General features: G+C 40.1%; 20 protein-coding genes and 1 tRNA gene. 14 read left to right on the forward strand and 7 right to left on the reverse strand.

Annotated elements, in window-relative coordinates:
* Positions 1–9: 9 nt before the first annotated feature.
* On the reverse strand, positions 10–1,338 hold the full coding sequence (locus tag L641_RS0108845) for an IS4 family transposase (RefSeq protein WP_024601195.1): 1,329 nt from the start codon (positions 1,336–1,338) through the stop codon (positions 10–12).
* A gap of 194 nt (positions 1,339–1,532) precedes the next feature.
* Here L641_RS0108845 and L641_RS0108850 point away from each other — a divergent pair, with 194 nt between their 5' ends.
* Complete coding sequence (locus L641_RS0108850) at positions 1,533–3,320, forward strand: bifunctional diguanylate cyclase/phosphodiesterase (protein ID WP_024601698.1); 1,788 nt, start codon at positions 1,533–1,535, stop codon at positions 3,318–3,320.
* A 50-nt stretch (positions 3,321–3,370) separates the two neighbouring features.
* Here the strand turns inward: L641_RS0108850 and suhB are convergent, their stop codons facing one another.
* The gene (suhB, locus tag L641_RS0108855; protein WP_010391751.1) at positions 3,371–4,174 is read right to left on the reverse strand and encodes an inositol-1-monophosphatase; all 804 of its coding nucleotides are present in this window, start codon (positions 4,172–4,174) and stop codon (positions 3,371–3,373) included.
* A 236-nt stretch (positions 4,175–4,410) separates the two neighbouring features.
* Between suhB and L641_RS0108860 the strand changes: the two genes are divergently transcribed.
* Positions 4,411–4,827 carry a VOC family protein gene (locus L641_RS0108860; RefSeq protein WP_024601699.1) on the forward strand — a complete coding sequence of 139 codons (417 nt, stop codon included), beginning with the start codon at positions 4,411–4,413 and terminating at the stop codon, positions 4,825–4,827.
* A 46-nt stretch (positions 4,828–4,873) separates the two neighbouring features.
* Here the strand turns inward: L641_RS0108860 and L641_RS0108865 are convergent, their stop codons facing one another.
* Positions 4,874–5,539: a LiaF domain-containing protein gene (locus tag L641_RS0108865; protein ID WP_024601700.1), complete on the reverse strand. Its 666-nt coding sequence runs from the start codon at positions 5,537–5,539 to the stop codon at positions 4,874–4,876.
* A gap of 313 nt (positions 5,540–5,852) precedes the next feature.
* On the opposite strand from L641_RS0108865, the gene L641_RS0108870 reads away from it, so the two are divergent.
* From L641_RS0108870 to L641_RS0108885, 4 genes are all read left to right on the forward strand, one after another.
* Positions 5,853–6,422 carry a BON domain-containing protein gene (locus L641_RS0108870; protein ID WP_013465983.1) on the forward strand — a complete coding sequence of 190 codons (570 nt, stop codon included), beginning with the start codon at positions 5,853–5,855 and terminating at the stop codon, positions 6,420–6,422.
* Between the two features lie 64 nt (positions 6,423–6,486).
* Positions 6,487–6,645 carry a YqaE/Pmp3 family membrane protein gene (locus L641_RS22885; protein WP_008466367.1) on the forward strand — a complete coding sequence of 53 codons (159 nt, stop codon included), beginning with the start codon at positions 6,487–6,489 and terminating at the stop codon, positions 6,643–6,645.
* Positions 6,646–6,922: 277 nt separating this feature from the next.
* A tRNA-Ile gene (locus tag L641_RS0108880) sits at positions 6,923–6,999 on the forward strand.
* Positions 7,000–7,259: 260 nt separating this feature from the next.
* The gene (locus L641_RS0108885) at positions 7,260–9,137 is read left to right on the forward strand and encodes a methyl-accepting chemotaxis protein (protein ID WP_024601701.1); all 1,878 of its coding nucleotides are present in this window, start codon (positions 7,260–7,262) and stop codon (positions 9,135–9,137) included.
* 84 nt (positions 9,138–9,221) lie between these two features.
* On the opposite strand, the gene L641_RS0108890 is transcribed toward L641_RS0108885, so the two are convergent.
* Both L641_RS0108890 and L641_RS0108895 read right to left on the reverse strand, forming a co-directional pair.
* The gene (locus L641_RS0108890; protein ID WP_008114843.1) at positions 9,222–9,551 is read right to left on the reverse strand and encodes a 5-carboxymethyl-2-hydroxymuconate Delta-isomerase; all 330 of its coding nucleotides are present in this window, start codon (positions 9,549–9,551) and stop codon (positions 9,222–9,224) included.
* Positions 9,552–9,712: 161 nt separating this feature from the next.
* Positions 9,713–11,833, reverse strand: coding sequence for a winged helix-turn-helix domain-containing protein (locus L641_RS0108895; RefSeq protein ID WP_024601702.1), 2,121 nt, complete (start codon positions 11,831–11,833; stop codon positions 9,713–9,715).
* A gap of 580 nt (positions 11,834–12,413) precedes the next feature.
* Here L641_RS0108895 and L641_RS0108900 point away from each other — a divergent pair.
* From L641_RS0108900 to L641_RS0108930, 7 genes are all read left to right on the forward strand, one after another.
* On the forward strand, positions 12,414–15,434 hold the full coding sequence (locus L641_RS0108900) for a TonB-dependent receptor (protein ID WP_024601703.1): 3,021 nt from the start codon (positions 12,414–12,416) through the stop codon (positions 15,432–15,434).
* A gap of 185 nt (positions 15,435–15,619) precedes the next feature.
* The gene (locus L641_RS0108905; RefSeq protein ID WP_013465976.1) at positions 15,620–16,090 is read left to right on the forward strand and encodes a CreA family protein; all 471 of its coding nucleotides are present in this window, start codon (positions 15,620–15,622) and stop codon (positions 16,088–16,090) included.
* 3 nt (positions 16,091–16,093) lie between these two features.
* Positions 16,094–16,876, forward strand: a complete 783-nt coding sequence (locus tag L641_RS0108910) for a hypothetical protein (protein ID WP_013465975.1) — start codon at positions 16,094–16,096, stop codon at positions 16,874–16,876.
* A gap of 2 nt (positions 16,877–16,878) precedes the next feature.
* Complete coding sequence (locus tag L641_RS0108915; RefSeq protein ID WP_024601704.1) at positions 16,879–17,505, forward strand: LysE family transporter; 627 nt, start codon at positions 16,879–16,881, stop codon at positions 17,503–17,505.
* Between the two features lie 12 nt (positions 17,506–17,517).
* The gene (locus L641_RS0108920; RefSeq protein WP_013465973.1) at positions 17,518–18,012 is read left to right on the forward strand and encodes a gamma-glutamylcyclotransferase family protein; all 495 of its coding nucleotides are present in this window, start codon (positions 17,518–17,520) and stop codon (positions 18,010–18,012) included.
* Positions 18,013–18,039: 27 nt separating this feature from the next.
* Entirely contained in the window at positions 18,040–19,581 is a 1,542-nt protein-coding gene (locus L641_RS0108925) for a serine hydrolase (protein WP_024601705.1), read from the forward strand.
* Between the two features lie 103 nt (positions 19,582–19,684).
* Positions 19,685–20,608 (forward strand): histone deacetylase family protein, encoded by a 924-nt coding sequence (locus L641_RS0108930; RefSeq protein ID WP_024601706.1) that lies wholly within the window; start codon positions 19,685–19,687, stop codon positions 20,606–20,608.
* Here L641_RS0108930 and L641_RS0108935 read toward each other — a convergent pair.
* Positions 20,588–20,887 (reverse strand): DUF4144 family protein, encoded by a 300-nt coding sequence (locus tag L641_RS0108935; RefSeq protein ID WP_024601707.1) that lies wholly within the window; start codon positions 20,885–20,887, stop codon positions 20,588–20,590. The genes L641_RS0108930 and L641_RS0108935 overlap by 21 nt on opposite strands.
* A gap of 76 nt (positions 20,888–20,963) precedes the next feature.
* On the opposite strand from L641_RS0108935, the gene L641_RS0108940 reads away from it, so the two are divergent.
* Entirely contained in the window at positions 20,964–23,492 is a 2,529-nt protein-coding gene (locus tag L641_RS0108940) for an EAL domain-containing protein (protein ID WP_024601708.1), read from the forward strand.
* Here the strand turns inward: L641_RS0108940 and L641_RS0108945 are convergent.
* Positions 23,465–24,280 carry a DUF2797 domain-containing protein gene (locus L641_RS0108945; RefSeq protein ID WP_024601709.1) on the reverse strand — a complete coding sequence of 272 codons (816 nt, stop codon included), beginning with the start codon at positions 24,278–24,280 and terminating at the stop codon, positions 23,465–23,467. The two genes, L641_RS0108940 and L641_RS0108945, sit on opposite strands and share 28 nt — an antisense overlap.
* Positions 24,281–24,287 lie beyond the last annotated feature (7 nt).

Here is a 24,287-nt window from a genome sequence, read left to right on the forward strand (position 1 = left end):
TAATGCCAGTCAGTTAAGAACTGACTGGCATTTTCTTTTATAGGGGTACTTATTCGGCTTCTTTCTTATCACCCTTGGATAATGCCTATCTGGTAATCTATCGGGTAAAATAAACAATCTAAGTGTTGTCAGTAACTCATCGTAATGAATAGGCAACTTACTTGCACTATGTATTGGCGTAAACATAAAGAAAGCGATAACCTGTCGCATAGATTGGCTAAAGCTTAGCTGTGTAGGCAAAATATCCTCATCTTTAGTTGCATCAAGCATGATGATACGTATTAAATTGTAAGCGAGTAATAACCCCCATAACTCTTGACGTACCATGTCTGGTTTCTTACTACGTAACGTGTGTTTGCTATGATTCAATCCCTGCTTTATTTCTCTAAACGCCAGCTCAATTTCCCAGCGTTGAGTATAAACCTCTGTTAATTCTTCATATGGAAATCGTAAAGGGTCAATGAGAGAGCTGAGTACACGATAGCTTTTTCCATCCACTTTATAGGTGGTTAATCTTGCCATCATGGTCTCTGGTAATGACTCAAATTTCTTTCTGGCTTGAGGACTTGTGGACAAAATCACTATTTTATCATTGTCATTTATACTATGTTCAACTTGATACTGTAAATCCTTCCTCGCGGGTAACATCCAGTGAGTGTTATCTCCTTGGTTTTGCCATTGATACAACAGTCCTAATGAGTAATAGCCGCGGTCAAACAAGGTAAGAGAATTATCTGGTACGGCTGGTAATAGTCGTTGAGCTAAGCTCATTTCACCTATGCGACGGGAGTCAAAGCTGCTATCTAACAGTAAATGGCTAGATACTTCCATAAGGCTACACATTCGTACTTGTGGGTAGCTTACTTCTCCATGTTGATTACTGTCACTGCCAAATGCTTCTCTGTTTTCTTGATTATCATGAGTTCGAAAACTAACGCCATCTACAGCGAGTAAATTAAGTCCGCACCATTGTTCAAAAGACTGGGTGGAAAAGGTTTTGTGTGCAAGTAATTGAAATGTATGTTGGACTGACTCATAGCCTAACCTTTGCCGACCTTGAACTAGCGCACTTGGCGCTACTAGTTTGTTTTTTCCGGGTAAAGAGATGTCGAGTCTATTAGCGATATCCCAAACGGTTTCGTTTCGGAATAAACTCATTCCAATTACAGACCACATAACAGCTTCTAGCGGTAATCGCCTTTTACGCACAGTAGCAACACCTGCATGTTTAAATGCTTGCTCAAGAATATCAGGGTCAAGAACCTGTTTAAGTTTATCTAGTGTATGTACATCATTTAAAAATGAAGACATGTTATCGAAGTGCTGAATGAGAGACATAAAAAAATCCGATATTATTTCTAATATCGGATTTTGAAGCCATGGAAAGATCAGTCAAGTGATCATAAAAATATTCTTAACTGATCTGCATTACTCCTTGTGAGCGGTTTTTTATTGCTTAGCGTGTAAGACATATAATTGTCATACGAGCTTGATATTTTATCACTCTTATTTAATTTTGATCAGAGCTAGTAGTGACTGAGCAACGTAAAGCCTTAGAGTCAATCTTACAACAAGGGGCAATAACAACCTTGTTCCAACCTATTTTTGATATAACTAAGCAATCTATTATTGGGTATGAAGCGCTGAGTCGAGGCCCTAAAAATAGCCCATTAGCGATGCCAAATAAGCTATTCGAAACGGCTCATAAATATCAATTTATCTCAGAGCTTGAGCTTTTATGCCGTTCTCGCGCCATAGAAAACTTTGTAAAACTAAATCTACAAGGGAAGTTATTTTTAAATGTCAGCCCAAAAATTCTACTCGATCCGAGCCACCCTAAAGGCGAAACCTTACATTTAATTGAACAGTTTGGTCTTGCGGCTAATCGTGTGGTGATTGAAGTCACCGAACAAGAAAAAGTAGATGATGGCTTTTTACTGTTAAAAACCATTGCTCATTATCGAGAGCTAGGCTTCACTATTGCTATTGACGATCTTGGTGCAGGTTATTCCGGTCTAAAGCAATGGTCTCAGTTATGCCCAGATATTGTAAAAATTGATCGTTACTTTATTGATCATTGCGATCAAAGCGAAGTTAAAAAAGAATTTCTAAAATCAATTGTGGTGTTAGCGCGGGCAACAAATACAGCGGTGATTGCTGAGGGAATTGAGCGTACTGAAGAACTCGATTTAGTTAAAAGTATAGGCATAAGTCATGTTCAGGGATTTTTGTTAGAAAGACCCAGCCAACAACCAAGCTATGACTATAACTGTAAGCAGTTACAAGCATTTACATCGACTCAAGCAGGGTCAAAGTTTGAACAATCAATGGCTATCGGGGTGCTTGCTGTTGCTCAGCCTGCCATTAGCAGTCACACGCGTTGTAAAGAAGCTCATGCGCTTTTTGAGCAAGACAAGCGCATAATTAGCTTACCCGTTTTAAATAGCAATCAGCAGCCAATAGGGCTGTTACACAAAGATCAGCTAACAGAAGTGTTTGCCGCGCCATACGGGCATGCACTTTATGATAAATGTGAAGTCACAGAGTTAATGGATAAACAGCCTTTGGTGGTTGATGAAAATCAAATGCTTGATATTGTCTCTCAGCAAATAACAGAGCAAGACTTTGATATTCGTCGCCATATTGTTATCACAAGTAATAATAAATATTTAGGTTTGGCACCGCTCAGGGACATATTAAAGCACATTACCGCTGAAAAAATCCGCCACGCCCAACATGCTAACCCTCTGACCATGTTACCGGGTAATGTGGCAATTAGTGAAGTAATAGAGCAGCGTCTGCAACATAAACAGCCATTTTCACTAGCCTATATCGATTTAAATCATTTTAAACAATTTAACGATCTGTATGGTTATGCCAGTGGGGACAGCGTGATAAAACTTCTGGCCGATGTGACTGTAAAAGCGTGTGCGCACAGCGCTAACTTTGTCGGGCATATTGGTGGCGATGACTTTATGGTGGTGTTTGAAAAAAAAGATGCGGTGGAGGTTTGTCATACCATTATCACGCAATTTGAATTGCAGTCACGCGTATTTTTTACGCCAGAGCATATTGCTGGAAAAGGGTATTGGGCAACTAATCGAGAGGGCGAAAAGCAGTTTGTACCTTTACTTACATTATCGATAGGTTTAGTTGAGCCGGATCTGCAGCAGTGTAAAAATAGCCATCAAGTAGCGGCATTAGCCACAGATGCTAAAAAAGAAGCAAAACGTTATCGTCACAGCTACTTATTTATTTGTAATCGAAGAAGGCCTGCACCCGCTGTTGTGCGTTTATCCAATAGTAAAAAAAGTGGCTAACAAAAAGCAAAAAAGGAGCCTCGGCTCCTTTTTTTAGTGCGGTATTACGATTAACGTAATAACGACTCAGATAATACTGGGCGCATTTCACGAACAATCGCTTGTGTTAGCTTAGGTGCACCACAAATAACGTTACCGCTCACGTTGTAGTTATTACCGCCAGCAAAATCAACAACCATGCCGCCAGCTTCTTTAACTAATAGCTCGCCTGCTGCTGTATCCCACGGTTTTAAACCAATTTCAAAGAAACCATCAACACGACCCGCTGCAACATACGCCATATCAAGTGCTGCAGAACCTGCACGACGAATATCAGCGGTATGTACGAATAATGCTTTAAACGCTTCAGAATAGGCATCTAAGTGGTGTTTTTGTTTGAAAGGGAAACCTGTTGCAAGAACAGAACCGGCAAGTTCAACCGTTTTAGATACACGTAAACGTTTGCTGTTTAACTGTGCGCCTTGACCACGAGAAGCGGTAAAAAGTTCGCCACGAATTGGATCGTAAATTACGGCTTGGTCTAAACGACCTTTAACTTTAAGTGCAATAGATACTGCGAAATGAGGGATACCCTTGATGAAGTTAGTTGTGCCATCAAGTGGGTCAACAATCCATTGGTAATCAGCATCCTTACCTTTGTGTTCGCCTAACTCTTCACCAACGATGCAGTGATCAGGGTAAGAACGTAAAATAGTGTCACGAATTACGGCTTCGGCTTCTTTATCAATGTTCGTAACTAAATCATTAGTGCCTTTTTGTTGCACTTCAACTTTTGATAAGTCTTCACTTGCACGAAGAATAAGCTTGCCTGCGTTACGCGCAGCGCGAACCGCAATGTTTAACATTGGATGCATGGTATTACCTTTGGGTTGTAAAAGAACGTTTATATATTTAAGCCGGCGTATTTTAGCGGTTTTTGCCATAAAGTAAACCATAAAGCCTAAATACTTGTGAGTGTTTTTTGTACAGCCATGATCTTTCAATATATTTATCGGAATAAAAACAGACAATAAATTTGTAAATTAGCGCTTTACCTAAAGTTAACTTGAGGTTTTATGATGTTCTATATTCAATTAATAGGAAGAAAGTTATGAAATTAGAACACGTAAATTTAGTTGTTAGTGACATAAACGCCATGCTTAAGTTTTACCAAGCAGCGTTTCCCTATTGGTCAATTAGAAGTGAGGGGGAAGGAACTTGGTATGGTAAAGCAAGGCGCTGGGTACATTTTGGTGATAACGATCAATATATTGCTATAAGCGATCACGGTGAAGGGAAAAACCGCAACCTATCAGGACATCAAATTGGTTTGGCACACTTTGCCTATGTAACCAATAACTTAAATGCAGTAATAGCGCGCCTAAAACATGCGGGCTTTGCAATAAGTAAAGAAGGTGCTGTAAATCCATTTAGAAAAAACATTTATTATATTGACCCTGCAGGGTTTGAAGTTGAGTTTGTAGAGTACATGAGTGATGTACCTAGTGAGCGAAATAACGACTTATAATATGTATGAAGCCAACTATTATGGCTTCATTCAATGTTTAGCATATTTAATACTGTTTACCATTTATGCCAAGTTGAGTTTTTAGATCATTTGCAAAGCTAATAAATTTTTCTTTAATAGTGCGCTTAACTTTAACTTCCACAGAGCCTAAAACAGTTTTTCCTTCAATGTGAATCGTTGGCCCTTGGCGCTTATTAAGTGACACTGTTTTATTTTCAAAACTGCCTAAAATACAAAACATTTTAGAAACTACATTAACGTGCTCTGGTACATATATTTCTTCGCTGCCAAAGTAACAATTAACGTGAATAGTGACATGTTGGTGGGTAAAAATAGCATCCGTAAAATCAAGATTGATTGACCCCATGTAGTTTTCTATATAAATGTTTTGAGGAACTACCCATTGGCCGGTTCGTTCACTCGAACCAAGAATGCTTCTTAATGTAAGTGGCTCTTCATCAGTCTCATGCTGCGCGCTATAATTAGGTGCAAACTGAGAGTGCTTTTGCGCCTTATATTGCTGGTCAGTATTTAAAGTTAAATCTTCAACGAGATCCATAAGTGCTTTATTGTCACTCGCTGCCATGGCGTCGTCTAAGCGCCTTTCAAATGCTTCTACAGAAATAACACCATGGCTGTAGTTATAAATGAGCTGATCAATCACTTGCTCACGAACTTGCTCAATAGGGCGGTCTTCAATTTTAACAGACATTTAAATTATCCTTTTATGATTGCTGGTTATTTCAAAGCAAGCCTTATACCAAATATTAAATTGTTTAAATTCAGTGGTTTATGATTTTGGGTTTTTGATTTTTTATTATATTAACGACAGATTAACCAAATATACAATTATTTAGTAAGTTTCGCTATTCGAGAAACTTTTACGCAATAGTCTGTAAATGTTTACTTAGTAGGTTTAAGCCAATATCTACTATTTTAAATTAACCTATTGAAATTAAAGGTTAAAAAATGTTGGCCCGATGCTCGCATTAGCTTAAGTGTCTTTAATCAAAAGGAGAACGATTATGAAAACATTTAATAAGTCTATGATTGCAGCCCTAGTATTAGGAACAACCGCAATGGGCGCTCAGGCAAGCAGTTGGGAAAACGAAAGTAAAGATGCTTGGATTGATGGGAAAGCAGAAACAGTATTGCTTATGAACACCAATCTAAATAACTTTGATATCAACACGGACGTAAAAAACGGCAAGGTAATGCTAACAGGTAAAGTAAACAGCGAAGTAGATAAAGAGCTTGCTGAAGAACTCGTGCTAAGCCTAGATGGTGTAACTGACGTTGAAAACAGTCTAACTGTGGTAAAAAACACCGACATGAAGAAGCATGATTCTGAAATGATGGGTAACGACACTGAAAGTGATTTAACAGATGCTAAAATCACTACAGTGATCACAACACGTTACTTATTTGATTCTGAAGTAGGTGGTACAGACATTGATGTTGATACCGATAATGGTGTGGTAACTCTTAAAGGTACAGTTGAGTCTGATGCTGAAAAGCAATTAGCGATGGAAATTGCTAAAAACGCTGAAGATGTTCGCAAGGTAGTTGATGAATTAACTGTTATTGCAGAATAATACACTATACTAAAGCCCAGCCCTGCTGGGCTTTTTGCTTTGCTAACATTATAAGGATTAAATTATGGATATCATTAGAATTATTTTTTCTATTTTATTACCACCACTGGGTGTGTTTTTACAGGTAGGACTAGGGATGCATTTTTGGTTAAATATTTTGCTAACTTTGCTCGGCTATTTCCCTGGATTAATTCATGCGATTTACATTATTGCCAAAAAATAATGTAGCAGCATAGCAGGACATTTAATACTGAGTTGCTAAGTGCTCCCAAAGGTATGTGTATTAGTTACTCAGGCTGCTATTAATAAATGGATTTGTTTTACAAAACTCATCACTAACAAAACCTCAAAGTCTACTATTTGAGCAGTTAGCCCCTTGATTGTTAAAATAAAGCTTTTTGCTAGTGACAAGCCCCTAAAAACTTTTTATACTGCAACCCGCTTTAGTCGCTCTGTGGCTAAACGCTTCAAAAATTAACTGCTTACAGTTATACAAAGATGGCCCCTTAGCTCAGTTGGTTAGAGCACACGACTCATAATCGTTAGGTCCCCAGTTCGAGTCTGGGAGGGGCCACCACTTTTACACGCTTTCCAAGTAAATAGAAACTCACCTTCCTAGTTTATAAAACTTCATTTCTATTACTTCTATTGTATTTTTATCAGCGCACTGATTTTTTTATTAATTTTATTGAATACATTGCAATAAACACAGTTGAATCTACTATTAAAGTGTTATGGGATTTTATTATAAAAATCTTTATTTTATGACCTTTAATGTCGCTACTGTTAATTGTGTGCAGTATATAAAATACCGCTTTGTTACCCCTTAGGTGCTCTATGTTATTAAAACGAAAAGTATACCTTAGCCTTATTTTGGCTGTTGTTGCTCCTTTAGCAATATCTACTCTAATATTTTCAAATAGTATTCGCTCAAATACAGAAGACAAACTAGCCAAAGTAGATTTACCAACAGCGCTTAGTGAAGTGAAAAGCCAAATCGAATTAGAGTTATCGACTCCTATTATTGTTGGCAAAGAAATAGCGCAAAACTTATTTGTGCAACAATGGATGAATAATAATGAAGATGCGCAAAGCCGAGGTAAATTCATTGATTACCTCAAACATATAAAAAATAAAAACCAAGCCAGTAACGCATACATTATTTCTAAAAACTCCCGTAACTATTACACCGATGAAGGTATTTCCAGGCAAATAGATAGTAGTGATACTTGGTTTGATGCTTTTTTAGCATCGGATAGACCATTTGAAGTAGCGCTCGACATAGATAAAGGCAGCTCTGAGGTGATGGTATTTATTAATTATGCCATTGAGCTTGATGGGCAACGACAAGGAATTGCCGGGATTGGCCGTTCGCTCGATTCTATGGTGGATCTCATAAGTGAATATAGGATAGGTGAGGGCGGCATTGTTTATTTGGTCTCTGGTAGTGGCGAGATTATGCTGCATGGTAATAAAACTAAAATAGGGCAATCTGTTGACTTGGCGCCGATTAAAAATGGGGCAATTCAAAGTAAAGTAATTGATGGTGATGACTATGTTGTATCAAGTACGCCTGTAAACTCATTAGGTTGGCATCTAGTTGCTGAAATTCCCCAAGAGCAATTATATGGCCCAATTAATAGTGCTATTAATACTAATATCATTTTTGGTGTAATTATTGCTCTTGTCGGTTTAGCGTCAGCACGCGTGTTGGTAGGGCAAATATTTAGGCCAATCGAAAACATTACTGCAGCAGTGAATGCGTTAACAGAAAAAGATGGCGATTTAACAGCGCGACTTCCTACTGACGATAATAATGAAATTTCAGATTTGGCGATTAAGTTTAATCTGTTTTTAGAGCAGTTACATTATATGTTTAAACAGGTTTCTGAGTCGGCAATTCATGTTAAAGGTATTTCCCAAGATGTACTTGAGCAAGTACAAGGAGCAGCTAATTTAGCTGAAGTGCAATCATCGAGTACACAAACGGTGGCGGCAGCGGTTAATGAGATGGAAGTTACGGTTCAGGATATTTCTGGCAGTGCCAGCAATGCGGCAGATATTGCGACTAAAACCGAAGAAACGACGCATAAAGGCGTTGGTTTTGTGCAAAGCACAATTAAACAAATGGAACAGTTAGAAGCGTCAATGGCTAATTCTGTGGCTTCGGTGTTAGAGCTCTCGACAGAGATTAAATCAATTTCTCATGTATTGGATGTCATTAAAGGGATTTCTGAGCAAACTAACTTATTGGCGTTAAATGCGGCAATTGAAGCGGCGAGAGCTGGAGAGCAAGGGCGTGGCTTTGCAGTAGTTGCTGATGAAGTAAGAACGCTTGCACAGCGTACTGCGGAGTCTACAGAGCAAATTAATGAGATGATTGCTTCGTTAAATGCTAAAGCTTCAAGCACGGTAACTGCGATTGAATTGGGCAGCAAAAACACTTTAGAAAATGCCGAACGATTAAAAGAAACAGGCCATACATTAAATGGTATTTCACAGGAAATTGTACTGTTAAGCGAGTTAAATAACTCAGTGGCTACAGCAACGCGAGAGCAAACGTTAGCAACCTCAGAAATTAGCCAAAATATTGTAATGATCTCCGACTCGGCAGAGCAAACCAAAGAAAATATGAAAAAGTCAGAGCAGCTTTGTAATGGTTTAAATAAAGAGTCGAATATTTTAAGGGATTTACTGGGTAAGTTTACGCTTTAACCGCGGTTTTATAAAAATTAGCATAGCGGGGATACCATCATAGTTATAGAGCACTTGCCTATAACTATGATGTTTTAATAGCCGTTAATTTTTACGATAAATCTCGTGATTCATTTCGTAAATATTAACGCTTAAGCTATCAGAGGCTCTGCAATATGTTTGTAGGCACGCTAGTAACTGCTCACTTAGTTTTTGCTTTTGCTCAATAGAGCGCCCAGCCATAATATGTACAGCAATATGAATAAACCCTTCTTTACCCACACCTAATTGGTAATGTTGATACGCAATCGCACGAGTTTTTATTGTTTCTAAATCAAATAAGCCACTTTCAAATGTTGTTGTGTGGATTTTTTCCACTAGAACCTGAGGTAATAAAGGCAGATCTTCTGAGTGTTCAATAATAATGTGTGGCATTTAGCGTATCCTCTTTAGATTGGTTTGTTTAATTATACCAAACGGGTTTGTACACGCTAACCCTATAGAGCTTAATTTTTAAAAATTTGGCTTGAACATATTTTTAGCAATAAACTATTTAAGCAATTACAAGACCTGTAGCGTGTTTAATTTTAGATTTATTATGGCAAATATTTTTGGTTGATACGTTTTATGTCAATTTGTGGTGACTTATACGAAGAGTACACAAGCCAGTTGGTATTTGTAATAAAGGTTAAGCCAGAGGTGCGACTAAATGCGCGTTCGGGAAGGCGTATTACGTCATGATGGCTGTTGGTTGAGAAGTCGTAATAACTCAAACGGTAATCACCTTGTTTTACATTAAAATAGTAAATACGCGATTGCGCTAAGGTGTCGCCTTCAAAAAAATACCACGAATTATGATTTGATAAATTAATTTCGCTAACCAGTGGTTGCTCAGTTTGGCTATCTGGGTCTTTTATCCATAACTGATTGGTTGCTTGGTTTGCAAAAATTAAAGCGCCTTGCTTGTTTTCATAAGCGTATAGTGTTGGTGAATCTATGGCCTGTGCGAGTTTATTGCCCTTTAAGTCGAAGCGATAAACGTGTTTATCATTCGCTACCAATAGGCTTTTACTATCTGCAGCCCAACTCGGTTTTCCATGGTAACTAAAGCCTGTGGGTAATGACTGACTTGATTGGGTGTTAAAGTCATAAAGGTATAGCGCATGCTCACCAAGATGAGAAGCAACAAAGGCAATGTAATTACCATCAGGTGACCACACCGGGTTGTAAATATTTGCACTGAGATTAGTAAGCTGTTTTCGTGAGGTGCCGTCTTGATTTGCAGTCCATAATTCCATTGAGCCCGATTCGTTAGATACAAAAACTAACTTTTTTCTGGCTTTACTGTAATCAGGAAAGCGCGTATTAAAGTCGCTTGATAATACCGGAAAAGGGGAACTTGCAACCGCATTACTGGTTTCTACACGCATTAATGCAGAGTCGATATTCCATTGATGAAAATACAAACTGCCATCATGTGCATATTCTGGGTAACTTAACCCATCGATGTGCGCATTGATCATTTGTTGTGTTTTAAGGTTATAAAAATAACCTTGGCGCTTGCCTTTTTTAACACCCGAAAAGACGAGTTGTGGCTTATTAGGGTGCCAATCAACGCCTCTCATATCAACAAAACCTGAAGTTAATTGCTTGGCATGAGCTGTTTTTATGTCGATTAAAAATAATTCTTCAAAACCCGTTGGTAAATTACGCGATACCACCAGCTGTGTCGCATCTGGTGAAAACACGACCGACTCATCGGTATATTGGCATGCCGACGTACAAGGGACTTGAGTAACTGTGTATGGCGATGAGGTTAAATCGACAATGTTAAGCTGGGTAAGATTATTATTTTTTTCATCTTCACTAATATAAACCAGCTTAGTGCCTGTGGCATTAATGTCTATATCGGTACTTGTTTTACTACCGCACAGCCCTAAAACAGTGGTATTGCCCGAGGCAATATTTTGCTGAATGACTTCACAACCTTGAGCAGCTATACGGCGGTAATAATAAATAAACGTTAAATCAGGACTAAATACCGCTCTGCCCTCAATGAATGGGGTGTCGGTAAGTGCTATTGCAGCTTGCTCTGGTAAATGAAGATCACGTAAGTATAAATTAGCTTTGTGTCCTGGGCGACGCCACGAATACGCTAAAAAATGACTGTCATTAGAAATAGCCGGAAACAACTCTCTTCCTGGGCTGGTGGTAATTGTTTCAATGTAATCGTACAAACGTGCTGCATGTTGCGATTGAGCAAGTGGCTGCTTTGCGTTTTCAAAAAGGGCGCTATAACCCCAATAGCTACCTAATAATATAACAATAGCAAGTACGCTAGCGTAAATATACCCAGAGCGAAGCGGCGTATTGTTAATGCTATTAACAGGCTCTGGCGTTGTTGGTTTTTGTACTAAGCGGTAACCCGTTTTACGCAGTGTTTCTATATAGGTATTGTCGGGGTCGAGTTCTTTAAAGCTTTTACGAAGATGCCATATGGCATTTGTCAGTGCTTTTTCGCCCACATATTGATTACCACCCCACACATTCTCTATTAGTTGCTCACGCGTCACTGCGTTTGGATAACACTCTACCAAGTAAACAAGTAGTTCTATAAATTTAGGTTGTAATACACAGGTTTTATCGGCACAAAACAGCTTATTTTCAAACACCGATATTTGGCATTTTCCAATTGAAAATGTCTGTTGAGTATTCATAGTTTGTGTATTTAAACCTCTTGATTAATTACGTTACTAGGCAGTGTTTAATGCAAAATAAAGCGATAGTTGGTTAACATTCGATTTTACATCATTCTAACACGAAAACCTTAAGTGTATGATTATAAATAAATAGATATTAAATAGATATAAAATAGGGATATAAACGAGACACCTCTCATTGTGCTTTTATTCACGATTACTTACAACATGTTATTAGTAAAATAAACCAATTGGTACAAAACAAATTTAATAACTAAAAAGTTAATAAAAAAGCGATTTGTACTAGGGTCTGTTGACCTTTAAAGATTGAATTTGCATCAGTCTGTTTGGTATTTAGGCAAGGCAGAGTCTGTGTGGTGTGGTTATTCCCCATAAATAGGCGAAAACGCAGCATCAATGCCAAACAGGCGCTGCCCTTCGGGTTCTGCCTAGGGGCGATTTACTCTTTGTTGCTCGGTTTTTACTTAGCCCACTAGGTTACAAACTTCGCGCCGCGATTAAACCGCCCCTAGTTTGAACAAATTTTAATCCGCAAAGATCAACAGACCCTGATCATAATAAAAAATGAGGGAAGTCTGTGAGTAAAATATCAACCAAAAAATGCGCTTTAGCTTTGGCTATAACAGCGAGTTTATCTGGACATGCAATAGCAAATGACGAGGCTATTGCTCGTCAATCAACCGCTAAAGCAAGCGAAGAAGTGGTACAAGAAGCACCAGAAAAAATAACCGTAACGGGTTCGCGTTTAAAGCGTGATAGTTTTTCGGTAACAACCCCGCTGGTAACCATGGATAGAGCGTCGATTCAGGATACAGGCCTAGGCAACCTTTCAGATGTATTAATCGATAACATGCCTGCACTGAGCGAAAGTATTGGTAACACAACCAGCCAATCAAGTATTTCGGGGACCGGTTTATCAACGGTGCAGCTTCGCGACTTAGGCGCTAACAGAACGCTAACGCTTATTGATGGCCGCCGTGTGGTATCAAATAGTTATGGTGGTAACTATGTGAGTTTAAATACCATTCCAAGTGGCATGGTGGAGCGCGTTGAAATTATAAGTGGTGGTGCGTCGGCCACTTATGGTGCCGATGCGGTAGCCGGTGTAGTGAATATTATTACCCAGTCAAAAAAAGAAGGCTTTGAATTTCAAGCCCGTGGCGGTGAAACAACAGATGGTGGCGGTCGTGAGTTTACGCTTGATTTAAACTACGGAACGTCATTTGCTGATGACCGCGGTTATGTATTTGTCAGCTCAAACTGGGATCGTGATTTTGGCATGACCTTTTACGACCGTGACCGCGCCAAAATAGAAGCCGCGCATAGTTACGATGATGAGTTGATGTGTAATCAAATGTACACTGCCGATGGTTATCAGTGTATGAGTGGTATTACACAAGCTGATTGGGCAAGCAAAAGCGATGGTACCTTAGGCGGTGTATTTTTAGAAAGCAGCCGAAACGATACCCAGTTTTGGTATGACGGGCAAACGCTGCGTGATGACTGGAAAGGTAATGAAGAAATTTATGGTATAAATTCGTCACAATACGTCATGCTTGATGTACCTAGTGATAACTTTTCGACCGCGATAAAAGTAGATTATGATGTAACAGACGACATTATGAGCTACTTCCAAATTCAATACAGCAAAAGTGGCTCGTTCAACGATAAGTCACCTGAAGATGAATACGAAGGGGCTTACGTACCTCGCTACGACCCAGTGACTGGCGACCCTATCGATGATATTGCGCCCGGTTACATTCCTATTGATAACCCATACGTGCCACAAGAAATTATTGACAGCAACCCATACAAAGACCGTATTTATTGGGATCGTCGCTTTGGTGAAGTAGGTAATATCAGCACTGATAACGACCGTACGACCATCCGAACTTGGGCAGGCCTACAGGGCATGATGTTTGATGATACATGGGATTGGGATATCTCTGCTGGATACGGGCAATTCAAGCAACATCAAATTCGTAGTAACGAGTTAAACACGGTACGTGTTAATCAAGCACTGCAAGCTGAAAAGCTAGCCGATGGCACTATTCAATGTAAAGACGCCGAAGCGCGAGCGCAAGGATGTGTCCCGCTTAATCTATTTGGTGAAGGGTCTATTACCCCTGAAATGGCTGACTGGATCCGTACTAACCCAATTATTGATACTGAGATTCAACAATATACGGTAATGGGTTATATCACTGGTGACCTATACGAATTACCAGCAGGTAATGTGTCTGCAGTATTTGGTGCAGAGTACCGTAAAGACTCACAAAGCCTAGATACCAGTGATGATATGAAAGCGGGCGGTATTACGTTTAATGTTGTGCCTTCTTTTTACGGTGAAGTAGAAGTGTATGAGGCATTTGCTGAACTTGCAGTGCCACTACTTAAAGATGCGCCATTTGCTAAAAGTTTGTCGGCAGAAACGTCGCTGCGTTTAGCAAATTACAGCATTGATAATATCAGCACTGTTGCCAGTTATAAGCTAGGCCTTTTATGGCAACCAATTGATGGGTACATGTTACGTGCCAATTATGCACGTGCACAGCGTGCGCCGACTATCACGGAATTATTATCACCCCCTCGCGGCGATTTTGATTCATTTGATGATATTTGTGATGGTCTAACAGCAACATCAACAAACCCAGGACACGATAACTGTCGTTTAGAGCCAACCTTGGCACAAAAGCTAGCTGATGATCCTAACTTTGAATTTGAAAGTGAAGACAATAACTACTCGCCAAATACTGGTAATCCAAACTTAAAAGAAGAAACAGCCGATACCTATACCTTTGGTATTACTGTATCTCCTGAGTTTTTAGATGGCTTTAACTTAGCGGTGGATTACTACGATATTGCCATTGTTGATGCAATTGATGAAATAAGTAACGAAAACATCATGCGCGAATGTTATGACTCAGAGGCTGCGTGGGGCAGTGATAACGAATACTGTAACGATATTACCCGTAACGACGAAGGTAACATTGTAAAAATTCTACAGCGTGAATATAACTTGGATGAGTTAACTGCGCGCGGTTACGATGTGGTTGCAACTTACAAATATGACATCGGCAGCTATGGCAACTTGTCATTCAAGCTTGATTACAATCACATTATTGAAAACTCGCAAACCTATGAAGGGTTAGATGGTAACAGTGTTACTTCACAGTATGCAGGTTATGGGCGCTCAAAAGATAAAGCCGCTATGTCGATTGTATGGAAAATAGATGATTTACGTATCCGCTGGCGTACAAATTACGTAGGCGCGTTTAAAGCAAGCCAAGAAGATGAGAAAGACTACCTTGAGTATGTTGCTGCAAACGATGAGCGCTGTGCTGCGGGCGATGCCGGTTGTATTGCAAACCCAGAGCCACTTGCGTATCAAGATTATGGCTCATTTTTAAAGCATAGTTTATCAGCGTCTTACACTCTGGCACTGACTGATAAAAGTGACTTACGTGTATTTGGCGGTATTAACAATGTATTTGACGACAAAGGGGCATTTTACCCAAGTGGTCGTGGTAACTTTTATAGTGGCTACGGCGGCGGTGCCGGTCGTTATGTTTATCTAGGTGCACAATATAGCTTTTAATAACCTTTAGCTGTATTTGTTTGCAAAGGCACTCCCTCGGGCGTGCCTTTTTTATTGTGTATCTTGCTGCGAAATACCCTTTAAACCATTACAGTATTGAGTTGGTGGATAAAATTTGTTTTATCGCGGTGAAAGCGTTTAGTATAAGGCGTAACTTAATTTTTAATATGAACGAAGGACTTGCTATGAAGTATCTCAAAATGGGTGGTTTAATTGTATGCTTAGCAGGGCTTGCAGGGTGTTCTGATGATGTTGCCTCAGTGAGTCTTGGGCTATTTACCACTAAAGATGTGGTGGTTAATTCACAGCAAGACCCGCTAGTGACCGGTGTAACCTGTCATATTAGCCATATTGAGGCGAATTTAGATTTTTCAGACCCATCAGATATGTCGATTGCCTGTCGTCAAACCGGGCCAATAACGCCAGACCAATTACAGTCTATCGACCGCAGTAAATCCGGTGAAGTCGTGTTTAAATCATCTAAGAGTATTTTGTTTAAGTCATTAAAAGTGCGCCGTATTTATGATGCTAAAACCCATACATTATTATATTTATCATACTCAACGAAAGAGTCTACGGGCAGTCATCATCATGCGCTCTCTACGGTGCCTTTATACAATACACAAGCATGGCAATGGGCGAAGGGGCAAGAGTAGTTTATGTTAACTCTATTTAAATCAAAGCCCTTATTGGCAGAACAAGAACAACAATGGCTGGTTGATACCTTTATATGGGCAGCAGAAAACTTTGATTTGGATTTTTTTACCAAACACAGCCAAGTTATTTTGCCAACGGTTGAGTTTTTTCCTGACTCGGTTTCAAGTATTGAGGAAATGGCCAGCAAAGTGTTTGCGCGTGTTAAGCAATACGCTGGTATGAATGAATGGCCAGTAACCTTGGTTGCACCGCAACAATTACAACCACAGGTGTTTCCACACTTTGAATTTAGTCAGCATTTACGTGGCGAAGAGTGTCATTTAATAGTACCAGCCAGTCATACTATTAATGTGTCGTTTAACCCTAATCAAATTAATCAACCGCAAGACTTAGTGGCGAGTTTTGCCGGTACACTTGCCACCATATTAATTCATCACGTAGGGGTTTTGCCCCCAGGTGGTAAAGAGTATTTACCGCAAGCCACTGATGCCTTGGCGTGTTTTTTAGGCTTTGGGGTAATGATGAGCAATACCGTGTACCAGTTTAAAGGTGGCTGTGGCTCATGTTATAACCCGTATGCAAATCGCGAAGCGGCGCTCAGTGAAACGCATACCGTATTTATGCATGCGTTAGTGAGCTACTTTAAGCAAGATAAACACTCTAAAAAACATTTAAAACCGCATTTACGCGGCCAATTTAAAAAAGCGCAAAAAGAAATAAAAGCCTTGGTTAATCAATCGGCTAACCCATTATTATTGGCTTTTTCGCCAGAGCAAGCCAGTTAAGTATGAACTATATCGATGAATTTTTATTAATTGCGGTGGCTCATTTTTTTGCGGTAGCAAGCCCTGGGCCCGACTTTGCGGTAGTCCTTAAACAAAGTGTACAACACGGCAGGCGCAATGCCTTATGGACAAGTGCAGGTGTTGGTGCGGCTATTTTATTACACATAGCCTATTGTGTATTGGGAGTTGCGCTGGTGTTAACTCAATCACCTGCGTTGTTTATGGCGCTTAAATATATAGCGGGCGCGTATTTAGCGTATTTAGGCGTGCAGGCACTGCGCGCTGCTAAACCTACAAATACCTCATCAGAACCGACTGCAAAACCCAGCCTTGCAGCTGAGTCATCATGGCGTGCGTTTCGACGTGGCTTTTTTACCAATGCACTTAACCCTAAGGCAACACTGTTTTTTATGTCGTTGTTTACCTTGGTGATTAGCCCAACTACACCGGTAATAATACAAATGGGATACGGCGTTTATATGGCGCTTGCTACCTGGGCTTGGTTTTCTATTTTATCGCTATTGTTATCAAAAGCGCGTGTACGTGATTTTTTTCAGCAAAGTGGTTATTGGTTCGACCGCGGCATTGGCATTATTTTAATCGCACTGGCTGTGCGAGTTGTTATTTAAAGAAGGAATAGTATGGCGTTATATAATTTTTCGTTTGGCTCTAATATGTCATCTAATCGTTTATTGGCACGTTTACCTAATGCAAAACGTGTGGGTACGGCACTTTTAAAGGGCTATAAGTTAACCTTTAATATGGCCTTTTCAGATGGTTCAGGTAAATGCACTATTGTGCCCACCAATGAACCCGATGCTGTGGTATATGGGGTGGTGTATCAGCTTAATGAAGCCGAAAAAGAGATCTTAGATAAAATTGAAGGCCCTAATTACGACTGTGTTGATTTAACCGTGAGCCTTCTAGATGACGATGACATTAATGTACACTGCTACATAGCAAACACACATGACGACACACTGCTACCTTATGATTGGTACGTGCAGCATGTATATCGCGGCGCACTTGAGGCGGGCGTACCCGAACACTACAGTCAACGCATTTTAGCTTACCCGAGTAAGCAAGATACTAATAAAGCGCGCGCCGAAATAGAGTTTGCGGTTCATCAAGATTAAACAAAAATAATAACCTAAGGTAACACTATGAAACTAAAAAAATTAGCCACAGCCGCATTATTGGCTGGCTGGACGTTTACGAGCTCTGCAGCAGTTGATACCGATAAAATTTCAGAGGTGATCAACGCCTCAATGACACGTTTTGATGTACCCGGAATGGCCGTTGCCATTGTTGAAAATGACAAAGTCGTATTCGCTAAAGGCTTTGGTGTTGCCAACCTTGATACGAATAGCAAGGTGAATAAAGACACTTTATTTGGCATTGCTTCAAATACCAAGGCATTTACCAGTGCAGCATTGGCTAAGCTGGTGGATGAAGGCAAATTAAGCTGGGATGACCGCGTGATTGACCATCTCCCTGAGTTTAGATTGTACGACCCTTACGTTACTCGTGAAATGCGCATACGCGATCTACTTAGCCACCGTAGCGGTTTAGGGCTTGGTCAAGGCGATTTAATGATTTGGCCAAGTACAGATAAATCGGTAGCCGATATTTTATCGGGGCTGAAATATTTAAAGCCTGCGAGCAGTTTTCGTAGTCAATATGCTTATAACAACCTAATGTTTGTTACCGCTGGTGAAGTTGTTGCGCGTGTATCTGGGGTTAGCTGGAACGACTACATTGAAAAAAACATTCTACAGCCGCTAAATATGACCAACTCGCGCGCTGGCTTTTCGCGTATCGCAAAAAACAACAAAAACTGGGCGATTGGACACATCCCAATGGATGGCAAATTGCATCCTTTTTTTGTTAATTACCTTGAAGACTTTCGAGGGGCAGGCGCCATTGCATCAAGCGTAAATGATATGAGCCAATGGCTCCGTACTCAACTTGCGGGTGGCAAAATGCCTAATGGCGAGCAGTTATTTAGTGAAAAGCAGCAAGCACAAATGTGGCATCCACATATTACGTCACTGGCATCTAAAAGTGCCTATGAAGCGTATCATCAACAATTTAGAGGTTACGGATTAGGTTGGAGTATAGAAGATTACCACGGCGTTAAAAAGCTGGCACATGGTGGCGGCATTTTAGGTATGGTATCGCAGGTGACTTTATTACCAGAAAAAAACGTGGGGATTGTGATATTAAGCAACCAACAAGCATTTTCTGCATTATCGGCAGTGACTCATGAAGTACTTGAAGATGTACTCGAGCTTGAAGATAAAGATTGGGTTGAAGAGTTAGCTAAAAAGCATTTTGCAGGTAAAGAAAAAGCCTATGCTAACGCCGCTCCAAAAGCGCCAACAGACACTCAACCGCAATTGCCTAATATAAACTACACCGGTACATTACATGATGATTGGTATGGCGATGTAATCGTTGAAGAACTAGATGGTAAATTACGCATTGATTTTACCCATACAAAACGCCTTAAAGGTGAGCTGAAGCATTACACAGGCAATACCTTTATTGTTAAGTGGGATGAAAAGTTATTAGAGGCAGATGCCTTTATTCGCTTTTCTATGAGCGCCGATAACCGCGTAGAATCAGCAAAAATGAATGCAGTTTCAACGCAGGTAACCGACTTTAGCTTTGATTTTAGAAACCTCGACTTAAAAGCTAAATAACCATAACTTTGGTTAAAGAGTCGTTTAGTATCAACCAAAGTCGCAAAGCCACCACAAGGTGGCTTTGTTATACTTGATGAGCAACTTATTTTTGGAGTTAGCTATGCGCACTGCGATTATTTCTCATCCTCACTGTCGTAAACATAAAATGATTGAAGATCATCCAGAATGCCCTGAGCGTTTAGATGCGATTAATGACCGTTTACTTGCTAGTGGACTGGATGTGGCTATAGAGCAAAAACAAGCCCCTAAAGCACTGCGCGAACATTATTTATTGGCGCACAGTGAGCAGCATATTAAGCATGTAGAAGACATGATCCCCACTGAGGGGCTCAGCGATCTAGATGGAGATACGTGGTTATGCCCCGACTCTTTAAAGGCCATTGAGCGTGCAGTCGGAGCAGGCTTACTCGCTGTTGATGAGATTTTAGAGGGTAAGTTAGACGCTGCGTTTTGTTCAGTACGCCCGCCAGGGCATCACGCTAACCGAGATAGCTCTTCTGGTTTTTGTGTGTTTAATAACCTTGCGATTGCAGTTAAATATGCACAAAGCAAAGGGGTAAAACGCATTGCCATTGTTGATTTTGACGTACACCATGGCAATGGTACTCAAGATATTTTTATGGATGATGAAAATGTGTTGCTGTGCTCGTTATTTCAATATCCATTTTATCCTAATACCGCCATTAAAAATAATGCCACACTGGTAAATTCACCTTTACCGATAGCTAGTGATGGTGCTGATTTAAAAGCACTTTATGAGCAACAATGGCTACCAAAATTAACAGAATTTAAGCCTGAGCTACTTTTTATAAGCGCGGGATTTGACGCACATTTAGAAGATGACATGGCCAGTCTTAAGTTTGTTGAAAGTGATTATATATGGCTTACTGAGCAGTTAGCGCAATTTAGCCAACAGCATCATTGTTTAGGTATTATTTCTTATTTAGAGGGAGGGTACTCACTGTCGGCCCTCGGGCGCAGCGCGATTGCACACGTTAAAGCGTTAGTTGATTTCGGCGAGTAACGCAAACGCTTGGCTTGGTGTGAGCTGCTCTATTTTACTTAAGCAGCATTGCCCTTCTTTTGCTAAATATTCTTTTACTAGCTCTGCTAATTGGCTTGCACTGAGCGCCGTGAGCGAATGGCCGCTTAAGCTTTGATAGCCACTAACCTTATCTAAAATAATGACTTTTTGCTGTTCACTTGCTTCCATAGTGTAAATAAAGTCGTGTAAATCATTGGCGTGCTCTATTAGCTCAATTTCATTATTATAAATAATAATTTGTGGGTAACTGATGCTCATCTATTGTCCTAAATCAAATTGTTTTTTACTGAATAATTTATAATCATTAATTGGTTTAATTTTGGAAGTAGAAGCAATGCCTCACACTAGCCGCTATCAAAAAGTATGCGATGTTTTTACCAATAAGGTGATCGCCTGCGCTAAGGATACCCCTTTAATTGAAGCGGTGAAACTAATGCGAGCGCACAATGTTAGCGCTATTTTTGTAAAACAACAGCAACAAATAATAGGCGTATGGACTGAAACCGATTGTTTAACACTTAACTTTTCTAATCACTCACTTAGGCAGTTAGCGATTGAAAGCGTTATGTCGAGCCCTGTACTAAGTGTGCCCAGCCAACAATTATTAACCGAGACGGCCATGGTGTTTAATAAGCAGGGTGTAAGGCATTTGTTAGTCACTGATACAAATGACATTCCCAGCGGCGTGATCAGCATTACAGATATTGTAAACAATCAAGGGCTAGAGCATTACTTACAATTTAGACCTATTAATGATCAATATAATAAAAACATACGGATAGTACCGAGTTCATTGGCAATCAATGACGCGGTGAGCATGATGCGTGAATATGCAGAGAAAGTGATTTTGGTGTTTAATGAGGATGAAAATGTTCATGGCATTATTACCCAGCGCGACTTACTAAAGCTCATCACCGAGCAGCACAATCATCTTGTTTGTTGGGATTTAGCTAGCCGCCCCCTTTATCAGATAAGCCCCCAAGACAGCCTTTTTGATGCGTACAGGTTGATGTCTGAAAGTAATATTCGGCATTTGGTGGTTAGCGAAAATAATCAAATTAACGGTGTATTATCGCTTGAAAACTTAATTAATGAAATTGAAACGGCTTATTGTTGTGAGCTTGAAAAAGTACTTCAGCAGCGTGATATTGCATTGCAGCATTCGCAGCGTAACTTATTTTTAGCCAATAAAATTATCGACTCCTCCCTAGATGGCATCATGATCACCGACTCGAATGGAGTGATTATGCAAGTAAACCCTGCATTTACTCATCTAACCGGTTACAAAGAATATGAGGTGATAGGTAAGCGGCCTAATATGTTGAGTTCAGGGCGTCATGATAAAAACTTTTATATAAAAATGTGGGATTCGCTTGCCAAAACAGGGGTATGGCAGGGGGAAATTCATAATCGTAAAAAGTGTGGTGATATTTATATTGAGTGGCTCAGTATTATAGAAATAAAAGAGCCAAGTCATAGTGAGGTGATTTACGCCGCTATTTTTAGTGACATAACTGAGCGAAAAAGCGCAGAAGAAAAAGTGGTGCAGTTAGCGTATTTTGATGAGCTAACTGGCTTACCTAACCGGCGTTTATTTAACGATAGACTCTCTATGGCACTCGCCTCAGCACACAGAGATAAACAAATGTTAGCGGTAATGTTTATTGACCTTGACCGTTTTAAAGAGGTGAATGACAGCTTAGGCCATAATGCCGGTGATACCTTATTAAAATTAGTCTCTGAGCGCATTATTAACACCCTCAATGAGGGAGATACGCTGGCGCGATTAGGGGGAGATGAGTTTATTGTATTGTGCGAAATAAACAATGTAGAAGGTGCTATCACCCTTGCTGAGAGTATTTTAAATCACTTAAATACACCGTTTAAGCTTGAAGGATTTGAGGTTGGTGTTACCGCGTCTATAGGGGCGGCTGTTTACCCTGATGATGGCTTAGACAGTGAAACATTATTAAAGCATGCTGATATTGCCATGTACCGCTCAAAAGATGTCGGTCGCAATTCGTTTCAGTTGTTTCAACCCTCAATGAATGCACGATCTTTAGAGCGTTTAGCGATGATGAGTCGCTTTCAACATGCGCTAGAAAATAATGAGTTTGAGCTTTATTTTCAGCCTAAGCAATGTTTAAAAACAGGGTTGATTATGGGAGCTGAAGCACTACTGCGTTGGCATGACCCTGATTTAGGCACTATTTCACCAGCGCAGTTTATTCCGCTTGCTGAAGAGCTAGGTTTAGTGGTGCGTTTAGATTTATGGGTTATAAACCAAGCAGGTAAAGAGTTAACCCTTTGGCAAGCGCAGGGGATTGATGCCGGACGTTTAGCAATTAATGTCTCTGCGTGTCATTTAAGCCAAGGTAAGTTGGCTGATAATATTAAAGCTATGCTTACTCGTTACCAATTACCTGGCAGCTTACTTGAAATTGAGCTGACCGAAAGCAGCTTTATTAGCTCGTTTTCACAGGCAAAAGAGCAACTACAACAGCTCAAAGCGCTGGGCGTGCATATTGCGCTGGATGATTTTGGTACGGGGTATTCTGCACTCAGTTATTTAACCAAATTACCGTTTAATACATTAAAAATTGATGCGAGCTTTATTGCTAAGATTCCTGATGAGTATGGCAATAGCCAAATTGTGGCGGCCATTATAGCCATGGCGACAAGTTTAGGATTGGATGTGGTTGCTGAGGGCGTTGAGCATGCCTCGCAAGAGGCACACTTAGTCGAAATAGGCTGCAATGTTATTCAGGGCTATTATTATTGCCATCCATTAACGCAGCAGCAGTGGATAGCATTTTATAACCAAGCAGCAAAAGGTTATTCTGAGTCTACACTCACTTCATAAGAGGTGAACTTACGAATATTAATAACGCCGCTATCAAAAATTAAGTACTGACCTTTTATACCTTGTAAAATACCGCTAACAACGAGGTTTTTATCGAAGTTAAATGAGCTGATTTTGCTTGGGTATTCGCTTACAGGAAAATCAAGATTCACAACGTCTTGGTCAAGCTGTTCAATAGCGGTTGCGCCAAATAACTCACTCAGCTCGGTTAGTTTTTCGCTAATTTGTGGAATAAGCTCAGCAGCCGCTGCTTTTAAATCAAGAACGTCGTTTTGTCCTTTGAGCATATTGCGCCAATTGGTTTTATCAGCAATAAACTGCGCGAGCGCCACTTCCACTAAGCCCGACTGTAAACGAGTTTGTACTTTAAAAATAGGTAATGCTTGGGTTGCCCCTTGGTCAATCCAACGGGTAGGTATTTGGGTGTGGCGAGTAATGCCTACTTTTAACCCTGATGTATTAGCTAGATACACATAATGCGGGATCATGCAGTTTTCTTCACCCCATTGTGGCTCGCGGCAGGTGCCTTGATCGTAATGGCAGGTTTCAGGTTTCATGATACACATGTCGCAACTTGCAAGCTTGCGCATACATACAAAGCAATGCCCTTGAGAATAGCTTTTTTTTGTTTTTTTGCCACAGTTAGAACACAAAATTGTGCCACTAAAAGTGAGAGTCAATTGTTTACCTATTAAAGCATTTAAATCAACCAGTTCATCACCTACAGGTAAATGATATTGAACGGGTTCTGTTAAGCTCGACTTTAATTTACGCAGTGTACCTTGCATCTTTACT

Source organism: Pseudoalteromonas sp. TB41, assembly GCF_000497975.1.
Taxonomy (GTDB): Bacteria; Pseudomonadota; Gammaproteobacteria; order Enterobacterales; family Alteromonadaceae; genus Pseudoalteromonas; species Pseudoalteromonas tetraodonis.